This window comes from Humitalea rosea (assembly GCF_003253705.1).
Taxonomy (GTDB): Bacteria; Pseudomonadota; Alphaproteobacteria; order Acetobacterales; family Acetobacteraceae; genus Humitalea; species Humitalea rosea.
Map to the genome: position 1 here is coordinate 47,065 of NZ_QKYU01000024.1, position 23,226 is coordinate 70,290.

Sequence of the window (23,226 nt, forward strand, 5' to 3'; positions counted from 1 at the left end):
GAGAGCGTGAAGTATCGGTACAGCAAACGAACCATCTTCCTGGTCGAGGGCTCTGGTGACAAGAACGCGTTTGAAGCGATAGTCGGCGCCGGCTACGAGGCTGATATCGAATTTCAAATCGCCTCCGCCGGTGCGGGTCAAGGCGGCTGCAAGGCCGTACGCGACCGTGTTACGGAGTTGCGCCCTGGGAACAAGCGAATTTTTGGCCTGCTCGATGGCGAGGTGGCCGCGTCGGTCGGCGCCACTCAGGCGCTGCTGTACTGCACTGAGACCATTTTCACTGTTCCAGCAACAGACGGCCTTATATTCCTCGGTGTCCACGAGCTTGAGAACGTTTACTTCGAGAACGCGGACGTGCCCGCGATCATCTCTAGTCTTCGCTCAGCGGCAAGTCTCCACCGTCACCCCCCCGCTCAAGTAGCGCAGAGCCTTGACAACAACGTCAGCCGCTTCATTCGAGCCTCAGTGTACAAATACACGTCGGCGTATTTTCACAGCCGCGGCGAGATGCGTGGGATCCTCAACACCAAGATTTTTGGGCACGCTCCATCGGCGGAGGTCAGAAAAATCGTCGTGGCGGCCGTCACTTCGGGTGGAAAGATTGATTGGAAAACGTTCGTGGCGCAGCTGATCCAGACGGGGCGTAGTGCCCGGGGCGCGTTACGAGGGGTTGCCTCTTCACCAACAGCCAGGCGCAGCTGGCTCCTTCGGATAGCAGATGGCAAGGAACTGCTGGCGAAGTTGAGGCAGCTGCACGGAAACCTCGGCGATGAAGTGGAGGGCGCGCTCCTTCGCGATGTATGCAAGGGGGGGTATCCGAACGCATTCCGGACGGCATTGTTTCGTGTTGCTGACGTTACACCGAGCACCTTCGCCAGCTGACCTGCTTCAAACTTGATGCATCGCGCTCCACGGGAGGGCATTCTCGGGGGCGACACGGATGAGATGCTTGCAGGCGCTCGCGCCAGCCCACCGCTCCTCTTGACCAGAACACTCGCTGGTGATGTCGAGGAGGCCCCGGGCGGCCAAGTGTCGCGATATTGAGACAGCCCATGACAACGCCAAGTTCCGCCGGACCAATTTCGCTCCTGCCGCCATGACCGCTCCGGCACGCCAGTTGGGAAAGCGTGTTGGAAATGCGCTGTATCTGCACGCGTCGGCACTCTGCGTGGCTGAACCGCATGTACGCGAGCGCATCGAGAAGGCCGACGCAGCCTCTGATCATCCACCCTGGAATGTTGCCAAGGTGCAGGCCACGGCCGTCTCCCTCCTGCTGTACGAGTCCTTCGACGACGCCGCGTTCCCGGCTCTGCTTGCTGCCACCCGCGTCAATCTTGAGGATGGTCAGACCTCGAAGACCGATTACCGCAGCCGCGCAAATCCACCGATCCTTCACCGCAAGGAGACCTTACTCCAGCCCGATGACCCCCGCCGCCCTCCATTCGCGGCGATAACGCGACTGGCAGAGGAGCACAATCTTTTCAGCGAACCTCATCGCATTGGGACCCGGAAAGCATGGTTGGAGCGTGTCGAGGCTGCCGGGCTTGTAGTCCGAGGCCCGAAGCTTCGCCGACTGGAAACGTCACTCGTCGATGTAGTTCGTCACCGAACGGCCATCGCTCGCCGCGACTTGTCTCAGCCCGTTCAGTTACTCGTCAATCATCGAATCCTCACGGAGATCGACACTGTGCTCGACTACGGGTGCGGCCAGGGCGACGATGTAGCTGCACTGGCTGCGAATGGCTTCCAGGCGCATGGGTGGGATCCTCACTATGCGCCGGACGGCCTGCGGCGGCCGGCTGACGTGGTCAACCTTGGCTTCGTGCTGAACGTCATCGAGGATCGGCATGAACGCGCTGAAACCCTCACTGCCGCTTATAGATTTGCGAGGCGGGCTCTTTGCGTCGCCGTGATGCCGATCGGCAAATATAGCTTCGGCGCCCTTCGGCCCCATGGAGATGGCTACCTTACTGCACGCGAGACCTTCCAGAAGTACTTCGCTCAGCAGGAGCTGCGTGACTTCATCGCCGAAACCGTCGGCGAAGCGCCGGTTGCGTTTGCCCCAGGTATCTTTGTCGTATTCCGGGATAAGGATCTGGAGCAGGAGGTCCTGTTCAGGCGTCAGATCCGCGATATCACGAGGCACTCCGGCTGGCATGCCCCAGACCGCCCTCGCCGGGCGGTCAATGCCCGCCCTGATCTCGCCGAGCGAATCAGCGCCGAGTTGCAAATGCTTTGGGCAGCCATCATCGACCGTGGCCGCATCCTCGATATCGAGGAGATCCCCGATGCCCTCCGCGAGCGGCTACGGGCTGCCAACGTGTCGGCAGCGCGGGCCATTGACCTATGCCTCTCCGTTTCACTCAACCGTGCGGGGCTTGCCGCGGCCGCCGCAGCCCGCAAGGAAGACCTTCTGATTCACCTTGCTCTCACCTTGTTTCCTGGCGCACCACGCTACACGACCTTGCCGCGTCCGATGCAAAGAGATCTCCGCGCCTTTTTTGGCAGCCACGCCGTGGCGATCCAAGAGGCGAATACGCTGCTGTTCTCTGTCGGAAAGCCGGAGGTAGTGCGTCATGCAGTGAATGCCGCCGTTGAGGGCGGGCTGGGTGGCATGCGGGACGTCGGCACGTTCCGCTTCTATGCACCCGCCCTGAACCGTCTGGGCGCTGTGCTACGGGTGCTCGTGGGCTGCGCCGGCATTCTACGTGGAGGTACAGAAGGAGCGGATTTCATCGACATTAAGCTGGATGGCCGGCGGTTTACCTTCCTTGCCTGCAAAGATGCAACAGCTCGCTTGCCCATCTGCTCCGAACGCACCCGCGTAGACCTTACTCGGCTTAGGGTTTCGGTCGACCAACCTGATGGCATGGTCTTGTATCTCATAGGGTGCTTCTTGCCACGAGACGCACCCGGGGCAGCCGATCAAATCGCTTTTGACCGCAAGCTTGTGGCGGCTGGAATCGCTGACGAGGAGGGGCGGGGACCACGCTATGCCGAGCTGAACGAAATACTGCGGCTGCGTCGAGCGAAGGCGGGACCAATCAGCTGATGCGATCACACGTTCCTTCGTCCCGTGCCGTACCAAAGTGTTTGCACTCGAGTTACGGATTTCGGGCAAGTGGGGTTCGAACCAGGACAAGCGCCAACCTCGCTGAAACCCGCCTTTGACCTGGGTTTTTGAGTTCCGTACCAAAACGCCCAAGTCAGGAGGTCCGGAGAGAAAGGGCCTCCGGAGAGCGATTTTCCGCCTTCTCCGCGTCCGGCCAGTCAACAGGTCTGCTCCGAAAACCCCAGGAAACCTGCCACTCAGCGCGGCGGTCGGCCAAGTGGAGAGTGCGGCTCGTACATGAACTGGCGGACGGGGTGGGATTCGAACCCACGATACGCTTTCGCGTATACACACTTTCCAGGCGTGCGCCTTCGACCGCTCGGCCACCCGTCCAATGCGCCCCTATTAGGCAAGGCATCGCGACCCCGCAACCCGCGCTGTCACCAGTTCGCAACCCACCCGGCTCGCGCCATGCTCCATCCTAAGCAAAACTGGGGAGCATCACGCAGGGCAATCGCCTGACCCCCTCATGCTTTGAGCGGCGCGGGCTGGTGTGATTCATGTCTGTCTCCGAAGGTTGGGAGGCAGGGATGGCGGATGTGTGTGGCCAGCGATCGTTGATCGGGCATTTCTCGGCGCTGGACGAGCCACGGCAGCCCGGCAAGGTGCTGTATCCCTTGCCCGAGATCATGCTCCTGGTGCTGTGCGCGACACTGTCGGGGGCCGAGGACTTCGTCGAGGTCCGCTTTTGGGGGCGCGAGAAGCTCCCCTTAGCCTGTCGGCCCGGGCCATCGCGGACCTCGCCAGAGCACACGCCAATATCCGCTTGGTGAAGGCCGAGGACAGCGCCGTGGAGGTGCAGCGTCTGGTCGCCACCTGCGGTGGGGCCCTTACCGTATTCAATGGTCGGGCGGGGCTAGAACTGACCGACTGCCTGCGTGCCGGCTGCGCCGGGATGATCCCGGCGCCGGAATGTGCCGACGTCCAGATTCGGGTCTATGGGGCCGCCGCGGTGGGTGACTGGGCCGCCGCCGAGGCGCTTTACGCCCGAATCCTGCCGATGATCGCCTTCGCCATGCAGGGCGTGGCGATGTTCCTCTGCTATGGGAAACGGATGACCGCCTGGCGCATGGGCTTGCCCGAAGGGGTGGAGCGCTCGCCCGCCTTGGCTCCAACTCCCTTCGGGCTTGCCTGCGCCCGGCGATTTACCGAGGCGCTAGGGCCCTATCCCGGCGCCTGAGGCCGCCGCTTTTCGCTACTTCCGGCGGCCGCGGCCATTGCCCGGTCCGTCGTTCGGGTCCGAATCGGTAACGCCGGTGCCACGGCGGCCCCGACCATTGCCGGGTCCGTCATTAGGATCGGAGTCGGTGACGCCGGTGCCACGCTGGCCGCGGCCGTTGCCCGGCCCGTCGTTCGGGTCCGAATCGGTAACGCCGGTACCACGGCGGCCCCGACCATTGCCGGGCCCGTCGTTCGGGTCGGAGTCGGTGACGCCGGTGCCGCGGCGGCCCCGACCATTGCCCGCGCCATCGTTGGGGTCGGAATCGGTGACGCCGGTGCCACGACGGCCCCGGCCATTGCCGGGGCCGTCATTGGGGTCGGAATCCGTAACACCGGTCCCCCGGCCGCCCTTCGTCCCCTGGGCTGCAGCGGGTAGGGCGGGTGCCAGCACCGTCGTCGCCGCGGCCAAATTCAGCATCAGGATGCGACGTTTCAGGCGGGACTTATCGGCGGGATCGGTCATGGCGTTTCCTCTGCGCTTGGCGGACATCCGGATCGTCTCGCAGCCTGATGCATTGCTGCAAGAGCTTAGGGCTTGAACCTTAACGAGTTCCTTATATGTTCTCATCACGACATCGGGTTACCGTGACTCATGCCAAAAAATCTACCCGCCTGGCGCCGCGATGCGCCCTCCAAAACACGCCAGACGCGGCGTGAATCTCGCCGGCGCCCGTGCCTCCGCCGTTCCGGGACGGCGGTGCCGCGGGACGTGCTGCCTGCCGAACCGGAGCTGCCGCCAGCGCTCCGGGAAGCCCTTTGGGCCTTCATCCTGGGCTTGCCGGCCGCCTGGACGATGGCCGAGGCGGCGCTTTGGCTCGGCGGCTGAGGCGCTCGGCGGAGGGTGGCAAGGCCATGAAACGGCTTGCGATTCCAGGGTTGCGCTTGTGGTGGCCAGGATATCCGCCTTATTCTGCCAGTGCCTTACGCGTGACGACACCCGTTCCGCGCCGTCGTCGATCGCGGGCCAGCCGATGCCTCTCATCCATCTTTCCGCCACAGGCCAAGGCCAGATCGCGGAGCCTCCCGCGCGGCTGAAGGTGGTGCTGGCGCCGACGCCGGGGCCGATGTCCCAGGCGTTCACGGTCTTCGGTGCCCTGTTCTACAGCGCCGCGATCCTGGTGCTGGATTCCGCCGGTGCGCCGGATGATGTCGACCTGGGCGCCTTTGATCCGCTCAACACGCTGTTCCATGCCATCATCCTGACCGGCAGCGCGATCTATGCGCTGCGGCATTGGCGCCGCATCCTGGGCCTGCTTGCCGGGACCGCCCCTTTCCTGCTGCTGCTCGGCTTCACTTTGGCCTCCGTGCTGTGGTCGCAGTCGTTCGAGCATACCCTGCGTCGCAGCATCGGTTTCGGCGCGCTCATCGTCTTCACGCTCTACGCCTATGATCGCCACGGTTTGCGCGGCTTCATGCGCCTCGCCCTGCTCGGCGCGCTCCTCGGTGCGGGGGCGAGCCTGTTGGAAGTCCTCCTGCGCCCGACGATCGGCTTCGACACCGGCGAGTACGCCAATGCCGTCCGCGGCATCTATGGCGTCAAGAACTCCTTCGGCGCCGCTTTGCTCGATGGCATGCTGGCAATGAGCTTCCTGCTCCTGCATCAGGTACGGGTGCGTCTGCGCGATATCGCGATCATCCTGTTCCTGCTCGCGATGCTGGTGCTGTCGCGCTCCACCACTTCGCTGCTGCTCTCGATGGCGGTCGCCGGGGTGACGTTGGGGATCTTGCTGATCCGTCGCGGTGGCGGCTGGCTCGGCGTGCTGATGCTGGCGGCAAGCCTCGGCTTCGGGCTTGCGACCATCGGGTTCGGCTTCTTCGGGCTTGAAGGGATCTTCGAGCTTATCGGCAAGGACCAGACGCTGACCGGACGCGTCTTCATCTGGCAGGCCGTCCATCGCATGATCGACGAACGGCCCTGGCTCGGCTGGGGCTTCTCCGCCTTCTGGATCCAGGGGGCGCGACCGGCCGAACAGATCTGGCAGGATCTGCAATGGCTCGTCCCGCATGCCCACAACGCCTTCCTCGACATCGCCCTGCAATTGGGCTGGATCGGCGTCACGCTGATCGCCCTTGTCGCCTGTGCCACGCTCCTGCGCGTGCTAAGGGCGCTCGGCGGCCCCAAGCGGCAGGTCGCGATCTGGGGCCTCATCTTCCTCATCACCGCCACGCTCTATGGCTATGGCGAGGCCGCGATCTACCGCGTCAACCTGACGATGGTGCTGTGGATCATGCTGTGGCTCGATCTTGCCCCTATCCGCTCCGGCGGCGACCGGCTCCATGCCGGGATCAGAACGGCCGGACGCATGGCTTGAGGCGGCGGGCGGTGCGCCTGCTTGAGGGCCGGCGCCTTGGCGCGGTCGTCGGCGTGCTGAACCAGGGGGTCATCAGCCTCGCCAACCTCGGTATCGGGCTGGCCGTGCTGCGGCTCGGCACCAAGGCGGAGTTCGGCGTCTATAGCCTGGGCTACATGGCGGTGATCATCGCCACCGGCTTCGCGGCAGGCTTGTTCGGTGCGCAGCTCACCGCCCGCGTCTATCATCGCGCGCCCACGGAGCGGCCCCGCTTCGCCGCGGCGCTGCTGCTCGGGCAGACGGTGGCGTCCGCGCTGCTGTGCCTGGTCATGCTCGCGGCCGCGCTGGCCGCCGGTCTCGCGACCCCGCCCGGCAGCGGCACCGCCACGCAGCAGACGGTCTTCCTCAGCATCCTCGCCGCGCCCATGGCGATGACGCTGGATTTCCTGCGCTACCACCGGCTGGTGCTGCATCGCCCGGCGGAGGCGCTCGGGCTCGACATTGTCAATGGCCTTGGCTGGGCCGGGTTCTTCGTGGCCGGGCTGGCGCTCGGCATGCCGGTGCATGTCGCGGGTCTCGGCGGCTTCGGCATTGCCTGCGCCGTCACCAGCCTGCTGGGCCTGTGGGGCGCGCGCCTGCCTCTTGCGGCGGCGCGGCGCCAATGCGGCGCGGCCTTGGCCGAGGCCTGGCAGCAGGGACGATGGGCGCTCGGCGGCGTCGCGGTCACGGTCGCGCAGAACAATGCGCATGTGTATTTGCTCGCCTGGCTCACCAGCGCCGAGACGGTCGCGGAGCTGAATGCGGCACGCATGCTGATGTCCCCCGCAGCGCTGCTGACCACAGGGGTCAATCGCACCCTGATCCCGCGTCTCGCGGTGCTGCATGCCGAGGGGCAGGGGGCTCGGCTGCGGCGGCTGGCAGGGGAGGCGGTGCTGCTCGTGCTGGTGCTGCTGGTGCTTTACGGGATCGCGCTGCTCCTCGGCTGGGATGCGGTGCGCGCGTTGGTGCTGCGTGATGCCTATGCCGGGGTTGGCGTGCTGATGGTCGGCTGGGGGCTCGTCTATGCGCTGCAGGCGCTGACGGAGAATTTGTCGGCGCAGCTCCAGGCCCGGGCGGAGTTCCGTGCGCTGACGGTGCTGAACGCGATCACAGCACTGCCGGTATTGATTGCCGTGGTGCCCTTGATCCTCTGGGCGGGGGCTGCCGGCAGTCTGATTGCCCTGGCCTGTGGTCAGGCGGTGCTGGCGGCGCTGCTGTACCGGGTCGTGACGGCATCGGCGGATCGCTGAAGGCAGCAGACCTTGCGGAGCCACAGGAGAGCGCATAAGCCAAACCGGGGTGAAACGATACGAAGCAGATCAGGGGGCTTTCTCGGTAATGCTTCGAGTGGTTTCATCGGTATGGGCACGCTCCGAGCGCGCTGCGATCTTGCTGTTGCTATCCTTCGCCGCACTGCTTCCCTGGTTTGCCGAACTGCCGCCGATGGTCGATCTGCCGCAGCACGCGGGGCAGGTTGCGGCGATGATGGATCTGCTTCTGGGCGACTTCCGCTGGTCCGGCCTGGCGCATCTGAATTTCGCCACGCCCTATCTCGTTGCCTATCTCTCCGCGGCGGCGCTGCATCTGGTCTTTCCCATCGCGACCGCGTTCAAGATCCTGCTCAGCCTCTCGTATCTCGCCACCGTGGGCGGCCTCGTCCTTCTGCGTCGCCGCCTGGGCGGCGACGCCCGGCTCGACTGGCTGTTCCTGCCAAGCTTCTTCGGTTTTCCCTACCTCTGGGGCTTCCTGCCTTTCTTGGTGGCGGCGCCGGTCTGCATCCTCATGCTTGCGGTTGGACACGCCTATGCGGAACGTGGCGGTGGGCTGCCAGGACTGCGGCTGCTTTTGATGGGCTGCCTGCTGTTCTTCAGCCACGGTCTGATGTTCCTTCTTGGCGGCGCGATCTCCGGCGGCTTCCTGTTGCCGCGGCTGTTTCGGCGGGAGCGGCCGCTGACGGCGCTTTGGCCCTTCCTCATCCTCGCGGGGATCGCCATGGTCTATTTCCTGACCGCGCCGCTGCCGGTGGATTTCGATGCCAATGGCGTCCCGAGCCATGCCTATGGCGCACATCTGCGGACCAACTGGGGCGCGACCTGGCAGCGGCTGGGGGAATTCTTCGTCTATCCGCTCGGCACCATCGCAGACCTGTCGCTGTCCCCGCTTTGCTTTGCATTTTTCGCCGTGCCACTGGTCCTTGGTGCGCGGATCGACTGGCGGAGGATGGATCGGCTTTTCCCCTTCGCGACGATCGTGGCGATCTGGATGCTGGTGCCGAACACCGCGATGCAGACGGGCTTCCTGTATGAACGCTTCGCGCTGTTCAGCCTGCCCTTCTACGCGCTGATGTTCGAGGCGGCACCGGCGACACCGTTCCGGGCGCGGGTGGCGCTTCTGCTCGGGCTCAGCGCCTGCCTCATCTTCTTCGGCATCTCGACGCGGCGCCTGCTGCGCTACGAGGTGGAGGCGCAAGACTTCAACCATGTGCTCGGCGTTGCCGCGCCAGGGGGCCTCGCCTTGTCGCTGATCTTCGACCGCAACAGCCCGGCGATGAACAATCGCGATCTCTACATGCATTTCCCGGCCTGGTATCAGGCGCGGTCGCATGGCTTCGTCGAATTCAACTTCGCCTTCTTCCTGCCGGGCATCGTGCGCTACCGGCGGGGCGAAGAACCGAACCTGCCGGAATCGATCGAACTGCGACCGGAGGCATTCCGCTTCACCGAGCACGGAGGCGCACGGTACGACTACATCTTCACCCGCGGCGCCAGCCCTGCCCAGATCGCAACACTCGCCGATGGCGCCTGCAGCCTGACGCCATTGGCCCAGGCAGGCGCTTGGGCGCTCTATGCTGGTTGTCCGGCACGATAGGTCTCCTGGCCTTGCACAACCCGCCTCAGAGATTGTCGCGCGGCGGGTACAGCACGGCCGGCAAGGTCCGCAACAGGATGATGAGATCGGACATCAGCGACCATTCGCGGATATAGCTGAAGTCGTCGTCGACACGCCGGCGCAGCTTGTCCACGGTATCGGTGCGGCCGCGCCAGCCATTGACCTGGGCAAGCCCGGTCAGCCCCGGCTTGACGCGGTATCGCAACGGATATTCCGGCACGACTTCGGAGAAGATGCGCCCTTCGGTGGTGGTGCCCGGCGCATGCGGACGCGGGCCGACCAGCGACATCTCGCCACGTAGCACGTTGAAGAGTTGCGGCAGCTCATCCAGCGAATACTTGCGCAGGAACCAGCCGACCCGGGTGACGCGGTGGTCGCCCCGGTCGACCTGCACGCTGGCCTCGGCATCGGCCTCCTCCACGCGGAGGGTGCGGTATTTGAAGATGCGGAAGCGTTCGCCGAAGCGCCCGATCCGGTTCTGGCGGAAGAATACCGGCCCGGGCGTGTCGAGTCGGATCAGGATCGGCACGATGACCAGAACCGGCAGAAAGAGCGTGAGAAGGATCGCGGCGCCGATGCGGTCGAAGATGTCCTTCAGCGCGAGCATCGTCGTCGAGAGCGGCGGGCGAAGCAGCACCGGGATGAAGGGCTCCGGGCTGTCGGCGCGGTCGGTGGCCAAGGGGGGGGGCTGGTCCGGGATCAGGCGCAGCGTAATCGGCAGGAACCGCAACCGCGCGCAGAGGTCGGCGATGCGCCCGCCCGCGGTCCAGGGCAAAGCGAGGAAGACATCGGACAGATCCTCATGCTCGGCCGAGGCGATCAGATCGGCCACGCTGCCCAGCCGCGGCAGGTACTGCCCGAGCGGACCAGGGCGCGTGAAGCGGTCGTCATAGAAGCCGGTGACGGCGAAGCCGCCGCGCTCGAGTATGGGCAGCATCTCGACCGCCGCCTGGCTGTCGCCGATCAGCGCCGCGGGCCGGACCGGGCGTCGCACCAGGTCGCGCAAGGCAGGCCGGGAAGCCCCCCGCCGCAGCAGCACCAACAGCGTGCCGGACGTCGCCCCGGTCGCCGCCACCCAGACCAGCAGCCCCCAGTGGGAGGTCTGCAGCGGCATCGGCACAGTGAACACCGCCAGGGCGACCACGCTGCCAACCACCGACCGCAGCCCGCGCCCGGTCCGTCGGTCCATCGGCAGGTCCGCGAACCCGCCGAGCAGCCCACAGAGCACGAGGTGCATCGGCACCAGCCCACAGGCAGCGAAGGCCAGCGCCGAGAAATCCGCCGGGTGCTGCAGCCGCGCCAGCACGATACCCGCCGCCGCCATCGCCAGCGCCTCGGTCAGGCCAAGCAGCACGCCGGCCAGACGTGGATTGATGCCGCCGCTACGCCGAGGCGCCGTCGCCATCTGCGGGAGCACAGGCACGAAAGTCGCATTCATCGGCGAAGGCGGCCGGAAGCGGGACCGGGCGGCGCGCGCCGCCTCAGTGCAGGCCGATCGGCCGAGGGAGAAACACCGGTTGCCAAACTCATCGCCGATGCGCCCCCGTGCGGTCGAAACCGCGACAGGGCGCCCGCGGATTGACGCAGCTCACCAGCCCGGTATTCGGATTTAACATGACTAGGCGGAAGTCGGAAGCGATGACACTCACCGGTGCAGCGCCGCGCGCAGCACCAGAGCGAGGCCGGCGGTGCTGTCCACCAGATAGCGGCGCAGCATCCGGCGTGGGTTCATGGCAAGGCGATAGGCCCATTCCAGGCTGAGGGACCGCATCAGCTTCGGCGCGCGGCGTTGCGTCCCGGTCAGGAAGTCGATCGCGGCGCCACAACAGAGTCCGACCCCGCGCGCCTGGCCGGTGGCCGCGATGCGCAGGGCCAGCGCCTCGCCCTGCGGCGAGCCGACGGCGATGAAGGTATAGTCGGCCGCCGCCGCCAGCGCGGCCGCGACCGCCGCCGCCATCGCCTCGGGGTTGGTCGCCAGCCCCCAGGGTGGTTCGTGGTGCACCAGATGCTTCAGCCGGTAGCGCTGGCGCAGGATCGCGATGGCATCGGGCCGGCTGCCGATGACGCAGATCGTCGTATCTTCCGTGACGGCATCGGCAAACACAGTGGCGACGAGGTCCGATCCCGGCACGACCGGTGGCGCCGGAAGCCGGACGAGACGCGCGACCAGCCGCACGACACGGCTGTCCAGCAGCAGGAAGTCGGCGCGCGCGAACAGCGCCCGCATGCCCCCCTTGCCCTCATCCAGCATGGAAAGATGCGAGGCATTCGGCGTGGCGACGTAACGGAACACCGGCTGTGTCGCGGCCTGCGCGATGAGGCGGACAACCTCCGCCATGGGCAGATCGACGAAGTCGAAGCCGAGGAAGCGCAGGCGCGGGACCGGGGGGAGGGGCAGGGGCATCGCAGTGCAGCATAGCCGCGCTCTTCCCCGCGCGACAAAGCCCCCGCGCGGCGCTATGCCAAGATTGCGATGAGCGAGAGGCTGCGCGAGGATGGACAGGAATGCGGATGCGGTGACGATCAGCGTCGTCGTCGCATGTTTCGACCGAATGGGGCTGCTGCGCCGGACCCTTGCGGCGCTCGCCGAACAGGTGCTGCCTGCGGGCGTGATCTGGGAAGTGATCATCGCCGACAATCATCCCGACCAGCTTGCCGCCGATACGCCGCCGATGCCCGGGCTGACGATCCGCCACATTCCCGCCGCCCCCTTTCGCAATATCGCCGCCGCCCGCAACCGTGGCGTGGAGGCGGCGCGGGGGCGCTTCGTCGCCTTCCTCGACGATGACGAGGCGCCCGAGCCCGAGTGCCTGGCGCAGCATCTGGCCGCGCTGGAGGCGAGCGGCGCCGATGCCTCCTTCGGCCCCAAATTCCCGATCTTCGAGGGGGGGGCGGCACCCGGATGGGACCCGCAGGCGCATTTCTACACCGTCGATTTCGGCCTGGCCGCTGGGGCCGCGCTCAATCCGCTGAACTGGTGGTCCGCCAGCGGGCGCGGCCTCGGCACCGGCAATGCCATGCTGAGGGTCGCGACCTGCCTGGACGCGCCGCTGCCCTTCGACGAGACGATGGGCCGCTCCGGCGGCGAGGACAGCCTGCTGTTCTTCCGCCTGGCCAAGCAGGGCCGGCGTTTCATCTGGACGCCCTCGGCGCGGGTGGTGGAGATCAACCAGACCGGGCGGCAGACCGCGGCCTATATGCGCGAGCGGCTGTGGCGCAGCGCCCGGCATTCGCGCATGGCGCGGCTCGCGGTCGGCGACAATCGCATGTTGACGGCGCTAGGCATCATCGGCATCGGCCTGGCCCAGGTGGTGGTGCATGGCGGGCTCTGGCTGCTGACGCGGGGGGCGATGCGGCATCGGTTCGGCGTCGCCAAAGGCCTGGGCAAGCTCGGCCTCGGCGGGGATCTGGACTTCATCCCCGAGCCCCCACAGGGCTGAGTCAGCCGCCCGGAGCCTCGCTTTGGTAGAGGCCGTGGCGGTCGTGCCAGGCGACCTTGCCCCAGCCCGCCACCGCGCGCAGCGCCTGCCGTTGTGCCAGAGGCCGTGCCGCCGGCAGCAGCCACGCCGCCAATGAGAGCAGCACCGCCACGCCGCCATGCACCACCGCCTGCGCGAGGCCGATCGCGCGCAGCCGCAGCGCCGTGCGGAGCGGGTGCGGCGCATTGCCCACGGTCGCCGAGGCATAGGCCTGGGCAAAGGTGTAGGCGCGCTGCCGGTTGAAGGGAAAGCCGGTGCGATGCGGCAGCACCGTCTCCATCACCGCCGCGCCGGCGCACCAGGCAAAGCGGCGCCCACGGTTTTGCAGCCGCAGGAACAGATCCAGATCCTCGCCCCCCGAGGCGCCATAGGCGACATCGAAGGGGGCTGGATCGGTGAAGCAGGTGGCACGGCGCCAGATCGAGCTTGCGGTGCTGACCACGAACCCAGGGGGCTGCAACGGCCCCGCCGCCGCGATCGGGGTGCCCGTGGGCAGGTCGAGGACGCGGGTGAAGGCAGAGGCGCCGGGGTCCCAGCCCGGCGGCCGCCCGTCCTCGAACACCGGGCGCACCGGGCCCAGCGCCGCATCCACGCGGTCATCGGCCATCACCGCCACCAGCGCATCCAACCACCCCGGCGCGACCTCCAGATCATCGTCGAGGAAGGCGATCAGCGGCGCCCGTGCCGCCGCGATGCCGGCGTTGCGCGCGATCGAGATGTTGGGCGGCCCGCATGGGATGCAGCGGACCGGCACCGTCGCGGCCATGCGGTCGACGATGCCCTGGGCATGGCGGGCGGGGCCGTTGTCCGCGACCACGATCTCATGGGCGAGGCCGGTCAGCGTCGCCTGATCGAGGCAGATCCGCAGCGTGCGGGCGAAGAGGGCAGGGCGGTTGTAGGTGCAGATCACCACCGAGACGATGGGGGCCATGCGTCAGGCGAGTCCGCTTCGGCGCAGCCAGTCGGCGCTGTCCCGCAAGCCCTCGGCGAGGCCGATGCGCGGCGCCCAGCCAAGCCGCGCCCGCGCGCGATCGGTCGGATAGATCGCGCGGCGGGCGAAGAGTGCCAGCTCCCCCGGCCCCGGCGAGATCAGGATGCGCTGCGCGAGGGGCGCGCGCAGCGGCGGCGCGAGCCGAGCCAGCACCTTCAGCAGCAGTCCGCTGAGGCTGCGCCACCAGAGCGTCGCGGGGCTGATCTCGGGCGGGGCGGGGCGGCCCATGGCGGCGGCGAGCTGGCGGAACCAGCCATTCCAGGTGACGATGTCGGGGCCGGAGATGTTCATCGCCTCGGTGCCCTCGAGCGGGGCGGCGATGGCGGCGATCGCGGCCTCGGCGACATCATCGACATGCACGAGGTTGCACAGGCCCTCGCCGGCGGCCCCGAAGCCGCCCCAGGCGCCGGTGGCGAGGCGGCGCGCCATCTTGCCCACCCAAAGCTCCGAGCCCGCGCCATAGATGATGGTGGGGCGCAGAATCGCGACCTCGATCCCCGCGGCGCGGGCATGGGCCTCGGCCGCCGCCTTCCAATGCGGATAGCCGCGCCCGCTGCCGGAAAGCAGGGGGCGGTCCTCATCGACCCGGCCGGTCGCGTCGCCATAGACGCTGATGCTGCTGAGATGCACGACGCGCCGCACGCCCGCCCGCGCCGCGGCGGCGAACAGGGCGCCGCTCCCATCGGCGGTGGTGGCGCGGTCGCCGACCGCGCAATGCAGCACCGTGTCGATCCCGCGAAGTGCGGCCGGCAGCCCGGCGGGATCGCGCAGATCCATCACGCGCGGCACCACGCCGGCGGCGAGCGCCCGGCCAGCGTCGCGCGTGGCACCGAAGATGCGTGCCCCGGTGCCGGCCCGCGTCAGCCGGCGGGCGATGGCGCTGCCCACGAAGCCGCTGGCACCGGTGATCAGCAGGTCAGGCAAGGGGAATGAGGGTGGTCATTGGTGGTTGGACAATGCCGCAACCAGACCCGATAAGCCACGCGCAGCATGGGAATTTTCCGGTGAAGATTGCATTCGTGGGCTGCGGTTGGGTCGCCGATTACTACATGACCACGCTGCCCGACCATTCGGGGCTTTCCCTCGCCGGCGTCTATGATCGCGACCCGGCGCAGCTTGCCCGCTTCATCGGCTATTATGGCGTTCCGGCCTACGAAAGCCTCGATGCGCTGCTGGCCGATCCGGCGGTCGGGATGGTCGTGAACCTCACCAATCCACGCAGCCATTTCGAGGTGTCGCGCGCCGCGTTGCTGGCCGGCAAGCCCGTGTATTCCGAGAAGCCGCTGGCGATGTCGATGCCGGAGGCGGAGGCGTTGCGGGCCTTGGCCGCCGAGCGTGGCCTCGGCCTCGCCGCCGCCCCCTGCAACCATCTCAGCGGCCCGATCGAGGCGATGGCGCGGGAGCTGCGGGCCGGTCGCGCCGGACGAGTGCTGATGGCGCAGGCGGAGATGGATGACGGGCTGGTGCCCTATCTCGCGACGGGTGGCTGGATCAGCCATTCGGGCGCGGTCTGGCCGGCGAAGGATGAGTTCGAGATCGGCTGCACCTTCGAGCACGCCGGCTACCAGATCGCCCCGCTGGTGCGGCTGTTCGGCCCGGTGCGGCGGGTGACCGCGATCAGCGCGCTGCTGGTGCCGGAGAAGGGGCGTGACATCGGCGTGGGCGCGCAAAACCCCGATTGCGCGATCGGGGTGCTGGAATTCGACCACGGCCTGCTCGCGCGCATCACGCTGGGCATCGTCGCCCCGGTGAACCGGCTGCTGCGCGTGGTCGGCACCGAGGGCGTGCTGACCGTCTCCGACGTCTGGGACAACCGCGCCAGCCTGCGCTGGAGCCGCACGGGGCAGGGTTTCTTGCAGCGTGCGACACGAAAGTTGGAGCTGAAGCTCGCGCGCTGGCTGCCGGGGGTGCTGCTGGGCCGGGGCCTTTCGGTCACGGCGCGCCGGCGACGCCGCCGGCAACCGACGATGGATTTTTCCCGCGGTGTTGCCGAGCTTGCGGCGCGGATCGAAAGCGGTGGCGAGACCGCGGCACTTGCCGCCCTGGCGGTGCACGTCACCGAGGTGACGGTGGCCTTGCAGGCGCCCGGCGGCGGCACGCGACAGATGCTGACGGGGCTTTAGCCCGTCAGCTCAGGGAACGAAGCCGGCGCCGATGTTGCGGTTGATCGTGTAGCTGAAGCTCGGGTTGAACGGCACCGCGCGGGTGATGAACTGGTCGACCCAAAGGTTGACCTCGGCGATCCGGCTGCGCGGCACGAAGATGATATCGCCCGGGAACAACGGCACATCGCTCGGCAGCCCGCCGGTGTTGAGCTGCTGCTGCAGATCCAGCGTCCGCAGCATCGGCTGGTTCTGCGGGTTGCGGCGGATGAGGATGACCTGGCTCACCCGCGCCTCCGGCTCGAAGCCGCCGGCCAGCAGCACCTGTTCGATGACACCGCGCCGGCCGGACAACGGGTAGGCGCCGCCGCGCTTCACCGCGCCGCCGACGAAGACCATCGAGCCGCCGGCCTCCTCAAGCGAAACGGTGACGATGGGCTCGGTGAGGGTGCGGCGGGAGGCGAGGGCGATCGCGGCCTCAAGCTCGTCGGTCGTCTTGCCCCCGGCCATCACGCGCCCGGCGGCGCGCAGCCCGATCGCACCATCGGGCGCGACCAGCGAGGTTTCGCCCATCTCGGGCGTCAACAGGAACTGCACCCGCAGCTTGTCCCCAGCCGAGACGCGATAGGCGGGCGAGACCTCGGCCCAGGGCGCGAAGCCGGCGGGATCGGTCTCGACCGGCCGAAGGTTGGCCGTGGTGCAGCCGGCGAGCAGCAGCAGAATGCAGGTGAACGGAATGCTGGCAAATCGCACGATCTACACCAGCCCCGCGAGTTCGGTCGGCAGCGCCGGGCGCTGATCGGTGAAGGCGAGGCCGAGCAGGGGCCCGCCGGACATGAGGATGGAATCCCGGCTCAACCGCGCCTTCGCGCCCTCGGTGGCGTTGCCGCGGATGACGACGACATTGCCATCCACCAGCGCGGTCAACCGGCGCAGCGAATAGCTCTCGGACGGATCGGGTCCGATGATGATGACCACGGCGAACTCGCGCTTCAGCGTCTGGAGCAGGAGGCGGGTTTCGGCCTCGCCCACGCGCGGATCGGTCAGATGCGAATGTCGCGCGTCATAGGCGATCCAGAGCGTCGGGATGACGGTGCCGAAGGCCAGCACATGGCCCTCGATCCGGTCCACCTCCATCGGCTGCGCGCCAAGTGCCGCGAGATGCGCGCGCCCGTCGGATTGCAGGTCGATCAGCAATGTCTCCTGCCCGCGGGCCCGGGCGAGTTCGACGGCGAGCGTGCGCGCCAGATCGCCCCGGCCATCGGCGGGATCGGCGGAGATAAGCTGCACGACCTGCAGCCGGTGGTCGTTGACCCGTGCATCGAGCAGCAGCGAGGCGAATTCGGTGACATCGTCATCCTCCTTCAGATCTCGCGCCGCCTTTTCGAGGCTCTTGAAGGCGGCAAGCGCGGGCAGGCTGAGGCCGCGCGCCGCTTCGGCGGGGGTCGAATAGGTCCGTCGCGTCACGGTCAGCAGCACCGCCGCGGCGGCTGCGGCCAGCCCGCCGGTGAGCAGCCCGGCGAAGAGGAAGAGCCAGCGCCGGGTGGAACCGTTCAGCGGGGCGTTGGGCTGCTGCACCACATTGATGTTGGCGTTGCGCTGCCGGCGCGCGTCCTCGTCGACGCGCGCGCCCGCCTCGCGTGAGGTGAACTGGCGATAGACCGACTCCAGCCCGTCGCGCCGGCGTTGCAGGTCGCGCAGCTGGTTCTCGGCTTCCAGCAGGTTGGTGCTGCGCTGCTCGGCGGTGACCCGCTGGGCGGCGAGTTCCTCCATTTCCTTCTGCGCCGCGTCGGTCTCGACCTGCAGGCTGACGACGCGGGTGGAGAGCAGTTCGACCGACGGGTTCCGCACTTCCCGCGTGGTGGTGAAGGCGTTGCGCGCATTGTCCTGGAGCACGGCGCGGGCGGAGGCGATACGGCGGTCGAGGTCGCGCAGGCCAGGATAGTCCGCGGCGTATTGCCGCACGATGTGGTCGCGTTCCTGCAGCAGCCGCATCAGCGTGTTGCGACCGTCATCATTCGGCGCAAGATTCGTTGCTTCGCGTGAGGCCACCACGCGCGCCGGTTGTGCCGCAAGCCGCGATTGGGCCGAGGCGAGCTGTGCGAGCGAGGCCGCGCGCTGTTGCCGCAACGCGTTTTCCCGCTGGGTGATCGCATCCAGGCGCGCACCGGCAAGTTGCAGGTCCTGCGCCAGATCCAGCACCTGGTGTCCGGTCTTCACCTGCTGGATCTCGGCTTCGACCTGACGCAGATGCTCGGTGTAGCGCTCCAGATCCGCTTGCAGGATCGCCGAGCCGCCTTCGCCGTAGAGCTCGACGCGGCGAGCGAGGTAGGCCTCAACCAGGGCCGACAGCGCCTCGATGCCCAGCGCGCGATTGCCGTAGGTGAAGCGGACACGCAGGACATTGCTGCCCGGGTCGGTTTCGGTCCTGAGGTCGCTGCGGAACCATTCGGTGGCGAGCGTCAGCCGGTCGTCGGGGTTCGGCGAGGCATCCCAGGGGAAGCGACCCGACTCGGCCATGGACGGGTAAAGCCGCGTGGCGCCGATCTTCTCCAGCGCGCGCCGGATCACGGCATCGCTGGTGATGATCTCCACTTCCGAGCGCACGACCTTCAGCAGTTCGATCGATTGCACGGTGGAGCCGAAGCCCGACAGATCCGCCGTGCCGCTGTTCTCGCGGCTGGCCTGCACCAGGAAAACCGCCTCCGCGCGATACTGGCGCGGCGCCATGATGGCCAGCAGTACCCCGGCAAGCAGCGGCAGCGCGAAAGCAAAGAAGATCGGGCGTCGACGGGCCCAGGCGGTGACCAGGAACTCGGGCCAGGTCAGGCGGGTCGGCTGCGGGGCGCCATAGGGATGGCCGAGGAAGGGCTCGGGCGCGGGCTCCGCCGGCATGCCCACATCGCGCCGGCCCATCGGCGCGGCGAGCTGCGGCAGACGTGCCAGGCCGGACATCAGGCGGAGCAGCCGAGATAAGATATGAAACGATGCATCAGTGTCAGATTAGACGCCGCCGCCCGGCAAGTCACGATCCAAGCTTACGTCTGGCGTAGCGTTTTTTGGGAAGATTTGATGTTCGATCATGCCGCAAATGGCGTGGCCGACCGCCTCATGCCCCTCCTGGATGCGCGCGGTATTGGTCGAGGGCATCACCAGCGCGATGTCGCACAGGCCAACCATCTTGCCACCGCTGCCGCCGGTGAAGCCGACGCAGCCGATGCCCATGCCGCGCGCGGTGGTGAGGGCGGCAAGGATATTGGGCGAATTGCCGGAGGTGGAGAGCGCGAACAACACATCCCCCGCACGGCCAAGCGCCTCGATCTGGCGCGCGAACAGCCGTTCGTAGCCGTAGTCGTTGCCGATCGCCGTCATGATCGAGCTGTCGGTGGTCAGCGCGATCGCGGCAAGCCCCGGCCGGTCGTACTGGAAGCGGGAGACGAGCTCCGCCGCCCAGTGCTGCGCATCGGCCGCACTGCCGCCATTGCCGCAGAGCAGCAGCTTGCCGCCATCGCGCAGGCTGGCGACGACGAGGGACGCCGCCTGGTCCACGGACGCACAGATCGCTGTATCCGCGGCGAGAGAGGCCATCGCCGCCGCCGAGGCGGCGAGTTCTGCGGCGGCCTTCATGCCCGTGCCAACGCGGCGACGCCGCGGCGGAGCATGCTCGCCAGCTCCTCCGGCGGCAGCGCGCCGGAGGCGAGCACATGCCGGTCGAGCAGGAAGCTCGGCACACCATCGATACCACCCTGGCGTGCGCCAAGGTCCTGCGCTTCCACCCAGGCGCGTTCCTCATCGCCGGCGAGGCGCGCGGCGGCATTCTCGATGCCATGCGCGGCGCCGATGGAATCGAGAAGCGCGAGATCGGAGATATCGCGGCCTTCGTTGAAATAGGCGGAGAACAGCGCCTCCTTCACCTCATCCTGCGTGCCGGCGGCCTCGGCCATGCGGATCAGCCGATGCGCCGGCAACGTGTCCGGCGTGCGCTCGATCAGGTCGAAGCGGAAGTCGAGCCCGGCCGCGGCACCGACGGCGGCGACGCGCGCATCCAAGGCGCGGGCGCGTTCGTCGCTGCCGAATTTCTGGCGGCGGTAATCGGCGCGCAGCCGGCCCTCGGGCGGCATGTCGGGGTTCAGCCGGAAGGGGCGGAAGCGCAGCGCGAAGACCAGGCCTTCCTGTTCCAGCGCCGCCAGCGCGACCGAGAGGTTGCGCTTGCCGATCCAGCACCAGGGGCAGATCACGTCGGAGATGACGTCGATGGTTCCAGCAGTCATCGCAAACCGTCCTTTCCTTGAATGTCCTTGAGCTCAAGCCCGCCGATCCGCGGCCACGGCCGGCCGCCAGCGGTCAGCGCGACGCAGACCATGATCTCCGCCGCGCGCGGCGCGTCGGGGATGCGCGCCTCGATCGCATCATAATGGCTTCTGACATAGGCCGCATCCTTGTGGCCGAGCGGCACGTCGATGGTGGTCCCTGGCCCGCCGGATTTCTTGGCCGAGGGGATCAGCGCCGCACCCCCGCCGATCAGCGCGCGGATCGGGGCACCCATCTTCGGATGCAGCAAGGCCGCGGCATGTTCCAGCTCACCCGCCTCGCCGACGATCGCGGCCTTGCCATAGGAGTGCACCGCCGGCCCCGCGATTCCCAAGGCCGCGATGCATTCGGCGGCGAGCAGCGCGCCGAGTTCCGCGCCGGTCTCGACCAGCTCGGCCAGATCCTCGACGTAGCGCCCGGCAAAGGGGTTCTGGATCACCGCGCAGGCGACGGCGCGGCGCAGCGGCTGGGGCAAAGGGCGCCCCATTTCCATCCGGGTCTCGTCCAGCAGGACGGTGATGCGGCGGATGATCATCGTCTCAGGCCGCCACCGGCACGCGCGCCGCGGGCGGCGTGTTGCGGCTGCGTCCGGTGCGGGCCACGCCGTCGATCATCACCATGCCGATGCCGGGCAGGTCGCCGAGGCTCAGCGCCTCCAGCACATCCGTCGCCTCGCTGCCCTGGGGCTGGTCCATGAACAGCAGGTCCGCCGGCAGCCCCGCCGCGATCCGCCCGCCGGAGAAGGCACGAAAGCGGGCGGTATTGCCGCTGGCGCAGGCGATGGCGATGGAGGGCTCCAGCCCGCCGACGCTGACCAGGAAGGAGATGGTGCGCATCACCCCGAGCGGCTGCACGCCGGAGCCGGCCGGGCTGTCGGTCCCGATCACCAGCCGGTCGAGCCGCCCCATCTCGGTCAACACATTCAACGCATGCAGCGCGGTGCGGGGATTGCCGTTGTGGACGATCTCGATGGCGCGGGTGGTGCCCTCGATCACCCGGGTCAGCTCGCGGGTGCCGAGGCTGGTGGGGCCGCCGTTGATATGGGCGACCGTGTCGCAATCGGCCGCGATCACCACATCGGCGCCAACGAGGTTCGAGCCGGCGATCGACGGCCCGCCGCAATGGATCATGCTGTTGAGCCCGTATTTCCGTGCCCAGGCGGCATGGGTCCGGGCTTCCTCCAGCTCCCGCACGGTGCCGAGGCCGATCTCGCCCAGCAGCCCGACGCCGCATGCCGCCATCTCGGCGTAATCGGCCTCGACCATGCTGCGTTCGGCGACCGGCGCGCCGGCAAACACTCGCGCGCCGAGCGGGCGGAAGGCGTCGAAGCAGCGCTGTGCGGTGATCGCCAGCGCCTTCACCCCCACCGGGTCCTTGGGCCGGCCGGGCAGATGAACCTCCCCGGCACTGAACATCGTGGTGCAGCCGCCCTGGACGAAGGCCTCGATCCAGCCGGTCTGATTCTGCCGCGGGGTCCAGTCCCCGAACACCGGATGGACGTGGTTGTCGATCAGCCCCGGCCCGACGGCGCAGCCGCCGGCATCGATCACTTGGGTCAGATCCTGCTGGTTGAGGTCGCTGAGGCGGCCGATGGAGAGGATCACCCCCTTCTCGATCAGCAGCGCATCGGCCGCCAGGACAGGCTCCGCGATATCGCCCGAAAGCAGCAGGCCGATGTTCCGGACCAATATGCGTGCCACCGACCCTGCCTCCCGTCTTCTGCCCGTGGCCGCATCCTTGGCGGCTGCGGCGGCGGGCGTAAAGGCCGCGCTTGGCGCCGCCGTGGGGCGGGGGCTAGACTCGACCAAGATGCGAACTTCTCCCGTCCAGCCGCGCTGGCACCGCCCGACATCGCTGGAGGAGGCGCTGCGCCTCAGGGCCGGGGACCCCGCGCTGCGGGTCCTGGCCGGGGCGACGGATCTGCTGCCCGCCGTCGCGGGGGCCGAGGCCTGGGGGCGGGCGCATCCGCGCGACTGGCTCGACATCTCCGCCATCCCCGAATTGCGGGGCATCGGCTGGGAGCAGGACCGGCTGAGGATCGGCGCCACCACCAGCTGGGCGAGCCTGCGGGATGCCGCGCTGCCGCCCTGGTGGGACGCAATGCGCGCCGCCGCCGCCCGGGTCGGCGGGCCGCAGGTGCAGGCGCGCGGGACCATCGGGGGCAACCTCTGCAATGCCTCGCCGGCCGCGGATGGGGTGCCGCCGCTGCTGGTCATGGATGCACTGGTCGAATGCGCCAGCCGGGGCGGCCGCAGGGAGCTGCCGCTCGGCGCCTTCCTGCGCGGCAATCGCGCGACGGCGCTCGCGGATGACGAGATCATGACCGCGATCCTGCTGCCGCGCCCGGCGGCGGCGGCGCGCTCGGTCTTCCTCAAGCTCGGCGCGCGCAGGCATCTCGTGATCTCCATCGTCATGGTCGCGGCGATGATCGAGGCTGTGGACGGCATCATCCGCGCGGCGGGTCTCGCGGTCGGGGCCTGCAGCGCGGTGGCGCAGCGCCTGCCGGGGCTGGAGGCGGCGCTGACCGGCCAGCGCCTGGTGGATGCACCGGAGATCATGCAGTCGGCACATCTGTCGGGGCTGTCGCCGATCGACGATATCCGCGCCGATGCCGCCTATCGCGCGACCGCGGCGCTGACCCTGCTGCGCCGTGCGGTGGCAGCCTAATGGCTCAGTCAAGCGGCCATTTTGAATCTGGTCTGGAAGGGCGTGCGGTTTTGCACGACGGCCCAGAGCACGTTCACGCGGCGTCTTGCGAGGGCGATGACGGCCTGATGGTGGCGTTTTCCTT

The 23,226-nt window shown here is 68.1% G+C and carries 21 protein-coding genes and 1 tRNA gene; 10 read left to right on the forward strand and 12 right to left on the reverse strand.

Annotation, left to right across the window (positions count from 1 at the left end):
- Nucleotides 1-6 precede the first annotated feature (6 nt).
- Nucleotides 7-882, forward strand: a complete 876-nt coding sequence (locus C8P66_RS23640) for a hypothetical protein (RefSeq protein ID WP_146422953.1) — start codon at nucleotides 7-9, stop codon at nucleotides 880-882.
- Nucleotides 883-1,096: 214 nt separating this feature from the next.
- Nucleotides 1,097-3,052, forward strand: a complete 1,956-nt coding sequence (locus C8P66_RS18495) for a DNA phosphorothioation-associated putative methyltransferase (RefSeq protein WP_158537304.1) — start codon at nucleotides 1,097-1,099, stop codon at nucleotides 3,050-3,052.
- A gap of 303 nt (nucleotides 3,053-3,355) precedes the next feature.
- Here C8P66_RS18495 and C8P66_RS18500 read toward each other — a convergent pair.
- A tRNA-Ser gene (locus C8P66_RS18500) sits at nucleotides 3,356-3,445 on the reverse strand.
- Nucleotides 3,446-3,642: 197 nt separating this feature from the next.
- Between C8P66_RS18500 and C8P66_RS24490 the strand changes: the two genes are divergently transcribed.
- Complete coding sequence (locus tag C8P66_RS24490) at nucleotides 3,643-3,885, forward strand: transposase family protein (protein ID WP_281271360.1); 243 nt, start codon at nucleotides 3,643-3,645, stop codon at nucleotides 3,883-3,885.
- On the forward strand, nucleotides 3,879-4,292 hold the full coding sequence (locus C8P66_RS18510; protein ID WP_111399770.1) for a hypothetical protein: 414 nt from the start codon (nucleotides 3,879-3,881) through the stop codon (nucleotides 4,290-4,292). The genes C8P66_RS24490 and C8P66_RS18510 overlap by 7 nt, the downstream gene beginning before the upstream one ends.
- 15 nt (nucleotides 4,293-4,307) lie before the next feature.
- On the opposite strand, the gene C8P66_RS18515 is transcribed toward C8P66_RS18510, so the two are convergent.
- A complete protein-coding gene (locus tag C8P66_RS18515; protein ID WP_111399771.1) occupies nucleotides 4,308-4,796 on the reverse strand; it encodes a hypothetical protein in 489 nt (162 codons plus the stop codon).
- A gap of 508 nt (nucleotides 4,797-5,304) precedes the next feature.
- On the opposite strand from C8P66_RS18515, the gene C8P66_RS18520 reads away from it, so the two are divergent.
- The 3 genes from C8P66_RS18520 (at nucleotide 5,305) to C8P66_RS18530 (ending at nucleotide 9,531) form a co-directional block, all read left to right on the forward strand.
- The gene (locus C8P66_RS18520; RefSeq protein ID WP_158537305.1) at nucleotides 5,305-6,645 is read left to right on the forward strand and encodes an O-antigen ligase family protein; all 1,341 of its coding nucleotides are present in this window, start codon (nucleotides 5,305-5,307) and stop codon (nucleotides 6,643-6,645) included.
- An 11-nt stretch (nucleotides 6,646-6,656) separates the two neighbouring features.
- Entirely contained in the window at nucleotides 6,657-7,913 is a 1,257-nt protein-coding gene (locus tag C8P66_RS18525) for a lipopolysaccharide biosynthesis protein (RefSeq protein WP_111399773.1), read from the forward strand.
- Between the two features lie 139 nt (nucleotides 7,914-8,052).
- Nucleotides 8,053-9,531 carry a glycosyltransferase family protein gene (locus tag C8P66_RS18530; RefSeq protein ID WP_146422957.1) on the forward strand — a complete coding sequence of 493 codons (1,479 nt, stop codon included), beginning with the start codon at nucleotides 8,053-8,055 and terminating at the stop codon, nucleotides 9,529-9,531.
- A 25-nt stretch (nucleotides 9,532-9,556) separates the two neighbouring features.
- On the opposite strand, the gene C8P66_RS18535 is transcribed toward C8P66_RS18530, so the two are convergent.
- Both C8P66_RS18535 and C8P66_RS18540 read right to left on the reverse strand, forming a co-directional pair.
- Nucleotides 9,557-10,957 carry an exopolysaccharide biosynthesis polyprenyl glycosylphosphotransferase gene (locus C8P66_RS18535; RefSeq protein WP_158537306.1) on the reverse strand — a complete coding sequence of 467 codons (1,401 nt, stop codon included), beginning with the start codon at nucleotides 10,955-10,957 and terminating at the stop codon, nucleotides 9,557-9,559.
- Nucleotides 10,958-11,197: 240 nt separating this feature from the next.
- A complete protein-coding gene (locus C8P66_RS18540; protein WP_146422959.1) occupies nucleotides 11,198-11,956 on the reverse strand; it encodes a WecB/TagA/CpsF family glycosyltransferase in 759 nt (252 codons plus the stop codon).
- Nucleotides 11,957-12,047: 91 nt separating this feature from the next.
- Between C8P66_RS18540 and C8P66_RS18545 the strand changes: the two genes are divergently transcribed.
- Nucleotides 12,048-12,992 (forward strand): glycosyltransferase family 2 protein, encoded by a 945-nt coding sequence (locus tag C8P66_RS18545; RefSeq protein ID WP_111399777.1) that lies wholly within the window; start codon nucleotides 12,048-12,050, stop codon nucleotides 12,990-12,992.
- A 1-nt stretch (nucleotide 12,993) separates the two neighbouring features.
- Here C8P66_RS18545 and C8P66_RS18550 read toward each other — a convergent pair whose 3' ends face one another.
- Both C8P66_RS18550 and C8P66_RS18555 read right to left on the reverse strand, forming a co-directional pair.
- On the reverse strand, nucleotides 12,994-13,962 hold the full coding sequence (locus C8P66_RS18550) for a glycosyltransferase family 2 protein (RefSeq protein ID WP_111399778.1): 969 nt from the start codon (nucleotides 13,960-13,962) through the stop codon (nucleotides 12,994-12,996).
- Nucleotides 13,963-13,965: 3 nt separating this feature from the next.
- Nucleotides 13,966-14,946, reverse strand: a complete 981-nt coding sequence (locus C8P66_RS18555; protein WP_111399779.1) for an NAD-dependent epimerase/dehydratase family protein — start codon at nucleotides 14,944-14,946, stop codon at nucleotides 13,966-13,968.
- An 80-nt stretch (nucleotides 14,947-15,026) separates the two neighbouring features.
- Between C8P66_RS18555 and C8P66_RS18560 the strand changes: the two genes are divergently transcribed.
- The gene (locus C8P66_RS18560; protein WP_158537307.1) at nucleotides 15,027-16,145 is read left to right on the forward strand and encodes a Gfo/Idh/MocA family protein; all 1,119 of its coding nucleotides are present in this window, start codon (nucleotides 15,027-15,029) and stop codon (nucleotides 16,143-16,145) included.
- A 9-nt stretch (nucleotides 16,146-16,154) separates the two neighbouring features.
- On the opposite strand, the gene C8P66_RS18565 is transcribed toward C8P66_RS18560, so the two are convergent.
- Genes C8P66_RS18565 through C8P66_RS18590 form a run of 6 tightly spaced genes read right to left on the reverse strand, consistent with a single transcriptional unit; the run spans nucleotide 16,155 to nucleotide 22,135 of the window.
- Nucleotides 16,155-16,877: a polysaccharide biosynthesis/export family protein gene (locus C8P66_RS18565; RefSeq protein ID WP_245903667.1), complete on the reverse strand. Its 723-nt coding sequence runs from the start codon at nucleotides 16,875-16,877 to the stop codon at nucleotides 16,155-16,157.
- 3 nt (nucleotides 16,878-16,880) lie between these two features.
- The gene (locus C8P66_RS18570) at nucleotides 16,881-19,079 is read right to left on the reverse strand and encodes an exopolysaccharide transport family protein (RefSeq protein WP_111399782.1); all 2,199 of its coding nucleotides are present in this window, start codon (nucleotides 19,077-19,079) and stop codon (nucleotides 16,881-16,883) included.
- Between the two features lie 48 nt (nucleotides 19,080-19,127).
- Nucleotides 19,128-19,751, reverse strand: coding sequence for a D-sedoheptulose 7-phosphate isomerase (locus tag C8P66_RS18575; RefSeq protein WP_111399783.1), 624 nt, complete (start codon nucleotides 19,749-19,751; stop codon nucleotides 19,128-19,130).
- The gene (locus tag C8P66_RS18580) at nucleotides 19,748-20,395 is read right to left on the reverse strand and encodes a DsbA family oxidoreductase (protein ID WP_111399784.1); all 648 of its coding nucleotides are present in this window, start codon (nucleotides 20,393-20,395) and stop codon (nucleotides 19,748-19,750) included. Before C8P66_RS18580 ends, C8P66_RS18575 begins: the two co-directional genes overlap by 4 nt.
- On the reverse strand, nucleotides 20,392-20,970 hold the full coding sequence (locus tag C8P66_RS18585) for an amino acid synthesis family protein (RefSeq protein ID WP_111399785.1): 579 nt from the start codon (nucleotides 20,968-20,970) through the stop codon (nucleotides 20,392-20,394). The genes C8P66_RS18580 and C8P66_RS18585 overlap by 4 nt, the downstream gene beginning before the upstream one ends.
- A 4-nt stretch (nucleotides 20,971-20,974) precedes the next feature.
- Nucleotides 20,975-22,135: an amidohydrolase family protein gene (locus C8P66_RS18590; RefSeq protein WP_111399786.1), complete on the reverse strand. Its 1,161-nt coding sequence runs from the start codon at nucleotides 22,133-22,135 to the stop codon at nucleotides 20,975-20,977.
- Nucleotides 22,136-22,244: 109 nt separating this feature from the next.
- On the opposite strand from C8P66_RS18590, the gene C8P66_RS18595 reads away from it, so the two are divergent.
- On the forward strand, nucleotides 22,245-23,102 hold the full coding sequence (locus C8P66_RS18595; protein WP_111399792.1) for an FAD binding domain-containing protein: 858 nt from the start codon (nucleotides 22,245-22,247) through the stop codon (nucleotides 23,100-23,102).
- The last annotated feature ends 124 nt before the right edge of the window (nucleotides 23,103-23,226 follow it).